At 53.5% G+C, this 12,660-nt stretch carries 11 protein-coding genes; 7 read left to right on the top strand and 4 right to left on the bottom strand.

Annotation, left to right across the window (positions count from 1 at the left end; genetic code table 11):
* Window positions 1-44: 44 nt before the first annotated feature.
* From PGL01S_RS28665 to PGL01S_RS28655, 3 genes are all read left to right on the top strand, one after another.
* The gene (locus tag PGL01S_RS28665) at window positions 45-365 is read left to right on the top strand and encodes a luciferase domain-containing protein (RefSeq protein WP_127498803.1); all 321 of its coding nucleotides are present in this window, start codon (window positions 45-47) and stop codon (window positions 363-365) included.
* Window positions 366-436: 71 nt separating this feature from the next.
* Entirely contained in the window at window positions 437-676 is a 240-nt protein-coding gene (locus PGL01S_RS28660) for an H-type small acid-soluble spore protein (RefSeq protein ID WP_127498801.1), read from the top strand.
* Window positions 677-780: 104 nt separating this feature from the next.
* A complete protein-coding gene (locus PGL01S_RS28655; RefSeq protein WP_127498799.1) occupies window positions 781-1,701 on the top strand; it encodes a DMT family transporter in 921 nt (306 codons plus the stop codon).
* Here the strand turns inward: PGL01S_RS28655 and PGL01S_RS28650 are convergent.
* The 4 genes from PGL01S_RS28650 to PGL01S_RS28635 all read right to left on the bottom strand — a co-directional run bounded on the left by PGL01S_RS28650 (window position 1,670) and on the right by PGL01S_RS28635 (window position 9,085).
* On the bottom strand, window positions 1,670-2,215 hold the full coding sequence (locus tag PGL01S_RS28650) for an HD domain-containing protein (RefSeq protein WP_127498797.1): 546 nt from the start codon (window positions 2,213-2,215) through the stop codon (window positions 1,670-1,672). The genes PGL01S_RS28655 and PGL01S_RS28650 overlap by 32 nt on opposite strands.
* Before the next feature lie 424 nt (window positions 2,216-2,639).
* Entirely contained in the window at window positions 2,640-6,497 is a 3,858-nt protein-coding gene (locus tag PGL01S_RS28645; protein WP_127498795.1) for a galactose-binding domain-containing protein, read from the bottom strand.
* A 354-nt stretch (window positions 6,498-6,851) separates the two neighbouring features.
* The gene (gene murI, locus PGL01S_RS28640; RefSeq protein ID WP_127498793.1) at window positions 6,852-7,628 is read right to left on the bottom strand and encodes a glutamate racemase; all 777 of its coding nucleotides are present in this window, start codon (window positions 7,626-7,628) and stop codon (window positions 6,852-6,854) included.
* A gap of 92 nt (window positions 7,629-7,720) precedes the next feature.
* Entirely contained in the window at window positions 7,721-9,085 is a 1,365-nt protein-coding gene (locus PGL01S_RS28635) for a TrkH family potassium uptake protein (protein WP_127498791.1), read from the bottom strand.
* Between the two features lie 189 nt (window positions 9,086-9,274).
* On the opposite strand from PGL01S_RS28635, the gene PGL01S_RS28630 reads away from it, so the two are divergent.
* From PGL01S_RS28630 to PGL01S_RS28615, 4 genes are all read left to right on the top strand, one after another.
* On the top strand, window positions 9,275-10,405 hold the full coding sequence (locus PGL01S_RS28630) for a tyrosine-protein phosphatase (RefSeq protein ID WP_127498789.1): 1,131 nt from the start codon (window positions 9,275-9,277) through the stop codon (window positions 10,403-10,405).
* A gap of 100 nt (window positions 10,406-10,505) precedes the next feature.
* Window positions 10,506-11,972 carry a protein adenylyltransferase SelO gene (locus PGL01S_RS28625; protein ID WP_127498787.1) on the top strand — a complete coding sequence of 489 codons (1,467 nt, stop codon included), beginning with the start codon at window positions 10,506-10,508 and terminating at the stop codon, window positions 11,970-11,972.
* Between the two features lie 20 nt (window positions 11,973-11,992).
* Window positions 11,993-12,223: a helix-turn-helix domain-containing protein gene (locus PGL01S_RS28620; RefSeq protein ID WP_127498785.1), complete on the top strand. Its 231-nt coding sequence runs from the start codon at window positions 11,993-11,995 to the stop codon at window positions 12,221-12,223.
* Window positions 12,220-12,546 (top strand): antibiotic biosynthesis monooxygenase family protein, encoded by a 327-nt coding sequence (locus PGL01S_RS28615; protein WP_127498783.1) that lies wholly within the window; start codon window positions 12,220-12,222, stop codon window positions 12,544-12,546. Before PGL01S_RS28620 ends, PGL01S_RS28615 begins: the two co-directional genes overlap by 4 nt.
* Window positions 12,547-12,660 lie beyond the last annotated feature (114 nt).

The following is a 12,660-nucleotide window of genomic DNA, read 5'->3' as shown; positions in this document are numbered from 1 at the left end:
ATGGAAATAAGGCTTCTTAACGGTGGGGATACGGAGGTGGTCTTATGGGGAATAAAGCTGTTTTGGAAGAGCTGCTATTATCCTGGCCGGGCGTAACGACGGACCCTCACCGGTTCGGCGGTATCGAATTTGCGGTGAACGGTAAGGAGATCGGACATCTTCACGGCGAGCGGCTGGTGGATCTGTTATTGCCAAAGGCCAAGCGGGATGAGGCGGTAACGACCGGAAAAGCCAGGTCTCATCATATCCTGCCGGAATCCGGCTGGGTCTCCGTCTATTTGAACACCGAAGACGATCTTGCCCATGCCATTGAGCTGCTGCGTTTTAACTATGAACGGTTTGCCCAAGAAGGCAACGTTCCTTAACCGATTGGGCGCATATTCCATTCCTCCTTCGCTCATACTGTAAGGAGCTTGAAGCAGAGGAGGATTATACAGTGGACATTAACCGCGCCAAAGAAATTGCCGCTTCTCCGGTAATGGAGGACGTGAAGTATAACGGGAAGCAGGTCTATATTCAGCACGTGGATGATACAAACGAGACAGCGCGCATCTATCCGTTAACTGATCCGGAGCAGGAGCTTGAAGTGCCGGTTCGCAGCTTGGTTGAGCAATCATCTACAATGGGAATGGAAGTTGATCAAGTGGCATGCCGGGCTTCCTTAGACGGAAACTAATAATTGGTTTTTTAAAACTAAGCATGGCGGGTTACCGCTGTGCTTTGTTTTTTGTATAATGAATCTTTCAGCAGTTAGTCAGCCGGTAGGAGAGAAGAACGTTCATGAAACAACAAGCGCAATTGAAATCCAGTTTGCTATTAATACTTGCTGCCTTTATATGGGGGTTCGCTTTTGTAGCCCAGCGTCAGGGGATGGAGCATACAGGGCCGTTTACCTTTAATGCCGTTAGATTTGTATTGGGCGCCGTATCGTTATTGCCGTTAATTTGGATCATGGACCGGAAATCCGGCCAGACCAAGGCGCAGCTTCGCGGTTCCTTTAAGAGCGCTTCTATATACGGAGTATGCACGGGGCTTATCCTGTTCATTGGGGCTTCCTTGCAGCAAATCGGGCTGATGTATACAACCGCGGGCAAAGCGGCGTTTGTTACGGGACTTTATATTGTTATCGTGCCGTTCTTCGGCCTGTTTCTGAAGCAGCGGCTTGGCGTGAACAGCGGCATTGGCGCCGTTCTGGCGGTTATCGGCCTATATTTATTATGCATGACCAATGATCTCACGTTGGGCAAAGGGGATTTGTACGAGCTTGTCGGCGCCTTATTCTGGTCCGTTCATATTCTGATGATCGACCGTTTCTCCCGCAGGACGGACGGGCTGAAGCTGTCGCTTGTGCAGATTGCGACCTGCTCGGTGCTGAGCTTTATCGCAGCCTTCTCTACGGAAAAGGTGGAGCTCTCAGGTCTGTCCGATGCCCTCATTCCGTTGTTATACGGCGGAATTTGTTCCGTGGGTATTGCGTATACGCTGCAGATCGTCGGCCAGAAAAACGCGCATCCTACGCAGGCGGCCATTATTCTAAGCCTGGAGACGGTGTTTGCTGCCATCGGCGGCTACCTGCTGCTGGACGAGGTGCTTGGCGTCCGCGCGGGAATCGGCTGCATGTTTATGCTGGTCGGCATGATTGTGCCGCAGCTTCCGCCTCTCTGGCGTTTTAACCGTAAAAATCGTTCACTTCTTGGATAAACAGGGCAAACAGGGGATGCGAGGAGTTGTCCTCGGGCTTAGCGAACGCTTCGGCTAGGCTTTTGTAATACCAGGCTTGCTCTTTTTCGCCTCTTTTGAACCGGGACCAGAAGGATGGACCGGATGTTTCGAACTCCCGTTTCATGCTTCTCAGGTTATGCAGTTTGTCGGCACAGGCTACCAAGCGGATTTCCAGCGAAGATGAGGGGAGAGTCTCGATCGTATGGGTTTTGCGCTCTTCCCAGCTTAAGGATTTATCCGGCTCGGAGCAGCCCTGCACGATAAACGTAATCTCGGGACCAAAAAGATCGGTTAGTTGCTGCTCGGTTGTATCCGTATCCTCAAGCACATCATGGAGAAGGGCTGCTATAATCACTTCTTCGCCGTAGTTGTACGAGGATAGGAGCATGGCCACTCCGAAAGGATGGGAGATATAAGGTATGCCGGTTCCTTTGCGGTATTGGTCCTTATGGGCGGTTGCTGCAAACTCGATCGCGACATCCAGTAAGTTCATTTGGATCAGCTCCTTTAATGGTATTGACTATATTATACGAAGAAGGAGCAAGTATTACGAGCAAGGCCAGTTTATGATGTGCTCCAGGTATCCAGGCATCCAGGCATCCAGGCATCCAGGCATCCAGGCATCCAGGCAGCTTAACGATATGCGGCATCGTTAAGGTCATGGGGAAGCGGTGATCGTGTGGTCTTAACGATGCGCCGCATCGTTAAGCTGGCCGGAAATGTCCGGTATCGCGCGAAAATAGGCAAAACCAACTGCCTTAACGCTGTCCTGCATCGTTAAGCCGACGGCAAAGCAGCCGCAGCGTGATCTTAACGATGTGCCACATCGTTAAGGCTTTTATCCGGATCGCCGCCGCGAGCAACGGAACGGAAAGGCCCTCCCAGTCATTGGCGACTGGGAGGGCCTTCGTTATTTTTTACCAGTTATTCCCCGATACGCGGGTGACGGTGAAGTTCGGGCTTTGCGCTTCGCCGTAAATGGCGGAGATGCCCGGGTTGTTGACCTTCACGTTGGTGAAGCTTGCTCCGCCGTAAGCAGGACCTTGGCCTTGCTCGGCGCGTACGACAAGCTTGATGCCGTAGCGGGACGGATTGTTAATGTTGACGTTCTCGACGCGTATATTTTGCATCACCATATTGTTTGGCGACATGGACTGGAACATGAGGCCGAAGTAGACCGGATTGTTGATGTCCACGTTTTTGATCAGAATGTTCTTGATTGCCCGGTCGCCGCCGTAGATCCAGATTGCGCCAAAGTTCTGGTAATCGTTAATTTTGTCGTCGGCGCCAACGCTGGTCCAGAAGTCGCCGCCCGTGCGGTCCAGCGTGGCTCCGTCAATGACGGTATCCTGGTCGCCGAAGCCAAGCGTGTTGTAGCCGAAGCTGTAGCTGCTGATCGTGATGCCCGGATACGTCAGCGTATCCGCGCCATACAGGTTCTGGAACAGGTTATCCGAACCGCCGTATACGGCAAAAGCAGCCGCGCGGCGTACGTTAGTCGCCGTCAGGTTCGTGTACTTGTTGCCTACGTTGTAAGAGCCGCCCGAGTCGGTAGCGCTGAATAGAGCAAAGGAATCATCACCCGTACCGCGCGCATAGTTGTTGTCGATCACATTGTACGAGGAGCCGTTCGTCATGTTGATGCCGTCCGCAAAGGTGTTCTTGATCCGGTTGTTCTTGAACGTGTTGTAGGAGGAGTTAACCCCCCAGTAGAGGCAGACAAAATGCTCGACCCAAATGTTCTGAACCGTTACGTTCTGCATGCCGTTGCCATCGATGAATTTGCCCGGTCCGTCCACCCGGTTAATGTAGTTGCCCCATGCCGACAGGTCGCGGATCGTTGAACCGTTAGCCGCGGCGCTGATGTTGAAGCCAACATCCGTATTGGATTGGCTTTGAGGAGCAACCAGCTTCGTGTACCAAGGACCGGCGCCTACGATTTCCGTTGCGCGGCCATAGAGGAAGATCTTGCTGTTGATCGTCCATTCGCCGGCTGGGATGTAGATGCCTTTCTTCGTATTATCCTGTCTGAACTCCGTCAGCGCCTGGTCAATCGACTTGGACGCCGATACGGCCACGTATTTGGTTGGATCCGGGTTCGCTTGAGGCGGTGCCACATTCTCGGTTTCGAGCAGATCGACGTAGATCCAGGATACGTCGCCCGCATCCTTCTGAATCTTGATTTTGGTTCCGGCCGGATACACCTGATCCAGCATCAGCTGCGCGTCCTCATAGAGCCAGTAAGCCGTTAAGCCTGCGCCAGGCGCATTGTCGTAGCCCAGACGGCCAAGCGTGCTAGGCGTTGCGTACAGGTAAGAGAACTTGGAGGAAACGTTAAATTTGCCTTTGCTTACGCCATCCGCATAAATGCTGACCGTTCCGGTCGTATTCTCGGCAACCGCGTTGCGGAGAACAAACGCGTTAGCCGGGGAAGTCAGCGTAAATTCCACGTATTCTCCCGTAGCGTCCAGATAGACGGACGAACGGCCGGATGCTTCGCCGGCATAATCGCCGGGCTTGAAGTTAGGAGCCAGCTTTGTGCCGTTAGTCGCATTGGAGGTCGATTCCGCTTCCATGATGGTGAAAGGCATGTTTGCACCGCGGCCCGAGTACAGGCTTACCGTATTGCTGTTATTGGTCTGCTTGGTGCTTACTTCGCTGCCGTCTGCGGCAACCGTGGTGGTTACCGAATAGCTGCCGTTAACGGCCGTCCATGTGCCCATCGTTACGTTAACGGATTGGCCTGCCGCAAGGGATCCGGTATACGAGCCGTTCCAGGTCTGAACGGTTGCGCCGGATGCGTTCTTTAATGCCACGGTAATCGGATGAGCGCCGGCCGCGGAAGCGATATTCCCTTGGTTCTTCAGGTTAGTCGTAAAAGTAACCGTATTGCCCGCGCTTGGATTGCTTGGGTTCCAGGTCGTCGATACGATCAGATCGGAGCTTTGCACGGCGGCAACGGTGATGCCCGCCGAATTGCTGTAGCTGTTGTTGTTATTGTTTTGCTCGATAACCGTATTGCTCTCATCGACCTTCGCGCTTACCGGATAATTGCCGGCATTTCTTGCCCCGGCATTAACCGATACCGCAGCTGTCGCATTGGCAGCCAAGGCAGCTACGGGAGCCGTGCCAACAAGCTCGCTGCCCAGGTAGAAGTTCACCGAAGAGGCGGGGGAGCCGGCGTTGCCGATATTTTTTACGGTTGCGTTAAGGGTAATGGCATCCGTCTCAACCGGATTGGCCGGCGTCCAGGTCATGCCTGTAATCGTCAGATCCGGGTTAGGAGCCGGCGTGCCGTAAATTTCGAATTCCGCTACCTGACCGCCAGGCGCTCCGGAGTTCGCCGTAATGTTCAGCTGGACCTTGCTCACGGTAGCGGTGACCGGAATGGTAACCGTGTTGCCGGAGGAAGGGTTGAACGTATAGGACTGCGCGGATACCAGATTGCTGAAGGTTGTTGTGCTTTGGTTCGCGCCCAATACTTGAATCGTTTGCGTACGCGTGCTCCAATCGGCTGCCGGGTTCAGCTTCACTACAACAGAAGTGATGTCATGATTGGCGCCGAGATCAACGGTCAGCTGGCTTGGATTGCCGCTGCCCTCCCAGTAAGTGGACGTGCTGCCGTCATTGCCGTTAGCCGCTACATACGTAAAGGTTGAAGAAGAAGCGGTTATGGTTTTGCCTAATGCTACGTTCCCGCTGGCCGGAGGCGTAGGAGTAGGAGTTGGTGTAGGCGTTGCAGTAGGCGTCGGCGTTGGTGTTGGAGTCGGTGTAGGCGTTGGTGTAGGTGTAGGTGTTGGAGTCGGCGTAGGAGTCGGTGTTGGCGTAGGAGTAGGCGTCGCCGAAGCTGTCAAGTAAATCTGATCCAGATTCACATTGCCGGAATCGGTAGAGTCGTATTTGTAGGCAATCGTGTTGTTGCCTGCATTAAGAGTCAACGTCTCGGTCTTGGTGCCCCAAGTATCCCAGTTCGCCAGGCTGTTCAGCGTGGTTTGACGGATCTTGGTGCCGTTGACGTAAATGCTCAACGTGCGCGCGGAGCCTTGGGCGTTAGCGTATTTGAGCGTGACGTCGTAGCTGCCTGCGGAAGCCGCGTTGACCGTAAAGGCCGTTGAGGCGCCTTGCGTCCAGTAGCCGTCAACAAAGCCCGTTCCGGAGTAGCCAGTGTGATCCGTATTCACTTTGGCACCGCCGGATAGAGCCGCGCTTTCGGCTTGATAAGTGCCGGATGGCGGAGGAGTTACGGCTGCTCCGTAAATCTCGAATTCGGAGAGTTGGCCGGCCTGCCAGCCTGTATTGGCCGTAATGTTCAGGCGGACGTAACGGGTGCTTGCGGCCGAGAAGTTAATGGTTACCGCGTTGTTGCTGACGGAAGGGTTAAAAACGTAACTTGCGGAGCCAACAATGTCGGTGAATGTCGATCCGTTCGTGCTGCCTTGCACGGACAACGTCTGGGTGCGCGTGCCCCAGCCGGCAGGAAGCTTCAGAACGACTTGATCAATGCTGGTGCTTGCGCCAAGATCGACTTGGATCCATTGCGGAAAAGCATTGTTCGTGCTCTCCCAATATGTAGCCTGATTCCCGTCGGCTACATTGCCTGCGACATAAACATCCGCGTAGCCGCTAGCCGTTACCGTCTTGCCTATGGCAAGGTTGGAACCGCCCGCCGCCGATGAGGTAGAAGGGTAGAGCGTAAGCTGCGATAACAAAATGGCCAATGCAAGAGAGAACATCATAAACGGATTGCGGCTTAGCCTTTTACTATTGGCGAACATAAAAAACCTCCTAGTCAAATAGGTTGCTAGTTTAATCGTTAATGCGCTTACATTTTAAGGCATAGCTGCATTCAACCACCTCCTCGAAAGAATTCGCTTATCTCCGATCATTCTTGCTTTGCAAGCATCCATTCGAATGAACAAAAAACCAATACCTAACGGGTTACGCGTGCGGTATTGGCGGTCTCGAATCTTTTCGTCATGAGGTTGTAATCGAAAGAGCAGTCGTATGTGCATAGCATAATCCAGTTGCCTGCCAGGCTGAAGATGCATTCCTACGATGAACATGTGCGATCTTATGTATCGGCGGCGGCGCAACAAAAAAACCGGCACCGCATCAGAGCGGTACCGGTTCTATAGATCCTGTTCTTTCAAATAGGAGAGCGCGGAGCGCATCTTCTCGATATAAGCGGCTTCTCCGCCGGTACACATGAACCGTACTTGGCCATTACCGCGCCCCGTGCCGATTCCGTAGCGGCTCAGCATCGCGGTTAAACGCCGGATCGTTCCCAGATTGCCGTTCACAATCTGAATATGCGCAGGCAGAACATCCCGGAGAATAGACGTGTAGAACGGGAAATGCGTGCAGCCCAGCACCAATATGCCGTATTCGTTCAAGTCGTAAGGCGCCAGCTTGGAGAGAAAATAATCCTTCAGCACTTCTTTATCGAACTGCAGCGACTCGCAGTATTGCACCAGCTCGGGCATTGGAAGGGAATCTACGATTCCTTCTTCATCCACGCGGGAGACAAGCGCGTAATATTTCGGCATGCGCAGGGTGAGAGGAGTCGCCCAGACGAGAACCTTTTTCCCCGTTGCCCGGTTCATCTCCACGGCAGGCTTCACGGCAGGCTCCATCCCGATAATGGGAAAAGAATACCGCTCCCGCAGCTCGTTGATCGCGATGCTCGTCGCCGTATTGCAGGCTACGACCAGCGCATCGATCCCCTCCGCAACCATCTGCTCAACCGTCTGAAGCACGAAGTCGCGGACCTCCTCTTCCGATTTGGTCCCGTACGGAACATGCTTCGTGTCCGCCATATATAAATAATTCTCGGCAGGAAGACGCTTCAGCGCTTCCGCCAATACCGTTAGTCCTCCGAGTCCGGAGTCGAAAATACCGATCGTCATAGTTTACAACGTTCCTATCCCATATGATTACACCCAGCATAACGCGGTCCGGGAAATAGGGCAAGACTCCGATCGGATTATTTTGAAGACGGCTATCCCGTCATCACTCTTTCTACCGGGTAACGGTACTTCGAGGTTGTCTGCTGGCCGCCAATGATATAGAGGAAGGACGTTAGTCCGATTCTTCCGATAAACATGAGCAGCATAAGAATGCATTTGGCGAAAATGCTCAAATCCGGCGTAATCCCGGTAGATAAGCCCACCGTACCGAAGGCGGAGCACACCTCCAGAATGATCGCGACCAGCTGATGCTGCTTGTCGGAGAAGCTGATGGCAAGCACGGACAGCGAACACATGACGATTGCCATCATGGAGATGGCAAGGGATTTTAGGATATCGTCTATATGCAGCTCGCGCTTGAATACCTTGTAGTCCCGCCTCCCTCTGGCAAAGTGGTAGATAAACAGCATATTGAGGGCGAAGGTGGTTGTCCTGATCCCCCCGCCAACCGAGTTGGGAGATCCTCCGATAAACATGTAGACGCACATCAGCAGAAGCGTCGGCAGCGTCAGATGGGTAATGTCCATCGTCGTTAGGCCGGCGCTCCGCGTCGTAGCCGCCTGGAAGAAGGCGTAGAAGAAGCTTTCGTGCCAGGTTAGGCCTTTGAAATAATGCTGCGACTCGAACAGCAGGATACAGACCGTTCCAATCGCGAGCAAAGCGAAATAGGTAAAGGAGGTCAGCTTCGTAAATAGCGAGAAACGGAAGGGATGATTCAGATCCAGCTTGTTGCGGGAGAGAAATGCTTTTAGCTCGATTAAGACCGGGAAACCGATCGCGCCGAAAATAATAAGCAGAATCGTCACCAGCTGAACGAAATAGTCATCCTTGAACGGGATCAGCGATTGGCCGGTAATGTCCATTCCGGCATTGGTTGTTGCGCTGACGGAGGCGAACAGCCCCTGCAGGAAGGCTTCTTGCCAGGTAGGGAAGTACCGGAGGAAGCGTAATCCGAAGATGACCGCGCCAATCAGCTCGGTCAGAAGGGTGATCCGCAATATTTCTTTTACGAGCTGGACTAGGCCCGATAAAGCGAATTGATTGTTGTCGACCATAATAAGCCTGCGCTCGCGGAGACCGATTTTGCGCCCGATCAACAGCCAGAAGAACGTGCTCATCGCCATAATGCCGATCCCCCCGAATTGAAGGACGAGCATAATAACGAAATAGCCGAACACGCTGTAGGTTTCCGCCACGTTAAATACGCTCAGACCGGTATCGCTTACGACGCTGACGGCCGTAAAGACGGTATCGAAGAAAGAGATCTCGACTCCGGGCCTCCGCACGGCAGGAATGCTGAATAGAAGAATGGATATAAGCACAGCCAGAATATAGTAGCCGGTAATGACTTGGGCAGGCGAACGCCGGCTCACCCATTCCCGAGATGTTTTAAACATAGAATCCTCCCATTGTCCCTAAGGCATAGCCATAATATGGTTGGATTCGCATGCAAATATGCGGCCCCTCGCTTTTACAATTTCTTTATCAAATTTTAAAATGGCCCTTATAAAGCCCCCCTACAATAAGGACAAGAATACAACTTATATACAACCGGAACACAACCAAATTGTAGGGGGCAAATGAAAATGAAGGTATCCAAAATTTACGCAGCAACCGTACTCGCTGCATCTCTTGCGCTTGGCGCGGTAGCCGCACCGTCAGCAAGCTTCGCTGCACCTGCTGCGGTATCGCAGAAGAAAGTGCAAGGCGTATTCACGCAAGCAAGCGTTGAGCGGACGGCTGACGGCAAGCTGAAAATTCACTGGAACTCCAATGCAGACCTTGGCGCCGCAAAAATCCTGTGGAGCACTTCGCCCGACAACATTGCCAAAAACGGCAAGCAGCTGAAGCGCATCAATGCGAGCTATAACGGCTATGTCACAGCGGATCCGAAGCCGGGCTCCCGCTTATACTTCTACATTAAAACAAGCAGCGGCGCGACCGTAACGGTTGCGGAGCGCAAAGTAAATCTGCAGGGCGCATACAACTTCCGCGACCTCGGCGGTTACAAAACAACCGACGGCAAAACCGTAAAATGGGGCAAGCTGTTCCGCGGCGAAGAGCTTGGGCATTTGACGGACGCGGACATCAAGACCATTCAGGAAATGGGCATCAAAACAAACGTGGACTACCGTACGGATGCAGAGGTTAAAGCTCTGGCGGATCCGGTAATCCCGGGTATCACTAATATCCGCACGGATGCCGGGAATGCAGGTTCGGCAGCGGATCTGAACTCCATGATTGCTTCCGGCCTGATGAAAGATGAAGCTAGCGCGGTTGCCATGATGGCTGGCTTTAACAAACAAATGGTCGACACTCCGAAGTTCTACGTCCAATTGATGGAGCTGCTTAACGACCCTAACCATATCGGTCTCGTTCAGCACTGCACAGCCGGTAAAGACCGTACGGGCCTGGGCTCCGCGATCATTCTTCTGACGCTTGGCGTAGACGAGAAGACGGTTATGGATGACTACCTCTTGAGCAACGTATACCGTGAGGAAGCGAACAAGAAGGCGATTGAAGCCGTTAAAGCTCAGGTGAAGGATGAGAATGTTGTCGCGGCGATTACGGCTTTGATGGGCGTTCAGAAAGAATTCCTGCAAGCGGCCATTGACGAGATGAAGGCAAAATACGGCTCGATCGACAATTTCCTTGAAAAAGGCCTTGGTATTACGAAACAAGAACGCGCGAAGCTGAAAGCGATGTACACGGAATAATAAGAATCGATCGCTGGCCTTTTACGGCCGGCGGTCTTTTTTTTATGGCGGAGCGAAAGAAAAGGGTATAATAAGGAAAAAAGAGATTGGAGAACAAAAGATGACGGACCATAAAACAACCGCGGGTTGGAACCTAGACAATAGCTATGCTGATCTGCCGGACTTATTATATACGAAGCAAAATCCTGTCCCTGTGCGCGCTCCCGGGTTAATCAAGTTAAACGAACCGCTGGCGGCGGAGCTGGGGCTTCATGCCGAAGCGCTGCGCGGCAGCGAAGGTGTTCAGGTGTTTGCGGGCAATCAGATTCCCGAAGGCGCGGAGCCTCTTGCCCAGGCTTATGCCGGACACCAATTCGCTTATTTCAACCGGCTTGGCGATGGCCGCGCCGTGCTGCTTGGCGAGCAGGTTACTCCGCAAGGAGAGAGAGTCGACATTCAGTTGAAGGGCTCCGGAAGGACGCCTTATTCCCGCGGCGGCGACGGACGCGCGGCGCTGGGGCCCATGCTTCGGGAGTATATCATTAGCGAAGCGATGCATGGTCTTGGCATTCCGACAACCCGCAGCCTTGCGGTTGTGACGACGGGCGAAGAGATCGTGCGCGAAAGCCTGCTCCCTGGCGCGATTCTGACCCGGGTTGCCGCAAGTCATATCCGTGTCGGTACCTTCCAGTTCGCAGCCCAATGGGGGACGCTCGAGGAGCTTCAAGCATTGGCGGATTACGCCATCAAGAGGCATTACCCGGATATGGAGGACGGTGACAACCGGTATGTCAGCTTCTTCAGGGAAGTTGTTAAACGCCAGGCGGCGCTGATTGCGAAATGGCAGCTGGTTGGTTTTATCCACGGGGTTATGAACACGGATAATATGGCGATCAGCGGAGAAACGATAGATTACGGGCCATGCGCGTTTATGGATACGTATGATCCGGCTACCGTCTTCAGCTCCATTGACCGGGAAGGCCGCTATGCGTTTGGCAATCAGCCGTCTATCGGTGCATGGAACCTCGCTAGACTTGCTGAAGCCTTGCTTCCGCTAATGGACGAGGATGAAGAAGGGGCTATTGAGCTGGCTCAGGATGCGTTGTCGGATTACAGCGAGCTGTTCCAGCAATACTGGCTGCAAGGCATGCGCGCGAAGCTGGGGATCTTTAACGAGGAGCCGGAGGATGAGGCGCTGGTTGAAGCGTTTGTGCTGCTGATGCAGCGGAATCAGGCGGATTACACCAATACGTTCCGGGCTTTATCCATGGATAAGGCTGAGGATACTGTGCTGCATGGTACGGCGGAGTTTGCGGAATGGCAGCAGCAATGGCAGGCGAGACTGGGACGGCAAGCGGAGTCCAAAGAAGAAGCTCTCCGGCTGATGCGGAGCAGCAATCCGGCTGTTATTCCCCGCAATCACCGGGTAGAGGAAGCGCTGGAGGCGGCGGAACAGGGAGACCTGTGCGTATTGGATAATCTGCTTGCCGCGCTTGTGAACCCGTATGCCTATTCGGGCGAGCAAGAGGCGTACGCCGCCCTTCCGGAACAATCGCCGCGTCCGTACCGGACGTTCTGCGGAACTTAAGGCGATAGGAGATTTATGCCATGAAATATGAATTGGGCCGCTGTTTGCTGCAGGAGCGATTGGAGGAGCGGGGGATGAGCCGGGAGGCATTAGCCGGAGAGTTGCGGTATAAGCCGGAGCGGCTGGCCGACTATATCGAGAATAAGCGGTTAATGCCGTTAAAGACGGCGATCTCCATTGCGGACACGGTTGGATGCACGGTTAATGAGCTGTATGAATTATTGCCGGCAGAAAGCGGGAGACCGAGATGACGGATAAAAATATCGCGATTGCCTTGTACCGGCCGCATGCCGGCAAGGAGCAAGAGCTTCATGAGATCGTTAGGGAGCATGGACCGGCTCTGAAGCGGGAGGGACTGATTACGGAGCTGCCGCTGCTTCAGCTTGAAGCGGAGGACGGGACCGTTATTGAGATTTTCGAATGGAAATCCGAGGAGGCCAAAAGGCAGGCGCATAGCTCTCCTGTCATTTGGCCGATCTGGGAACGTATGATGGCTGTCGCGGAAATGACGGGGCTCGGATCGCTCAAGGAAGCTGCCCAGCCGTTTCCGAATTTCAGGAGGCTGGAGCTATAGCAGTCAGCGCTTGGCTGGAATTAACGATGCGCGGCATCGTTAAGCCCGCGGCATCATATCGGGAGTTGCAAACGAGTATTGCTGGGATAAGACCCTGGCAGGGTCTTATCGGGT

Source organism: Paenibacillus glycanilyticus NBRC 16618, assembly GCF_004000805.1.
In the GTDB taxonomy this organism is placed as follows: domain Bacteria; phylum Bacillota; class Bacilli; order Paenibacillales; family Paenibacillaceae; genus Pristimantibacillus; species Pristimantibacillus glycanilyticus.
This window is presented reverse-complemented; position numbering and strand designations above follow the sequence as displayed.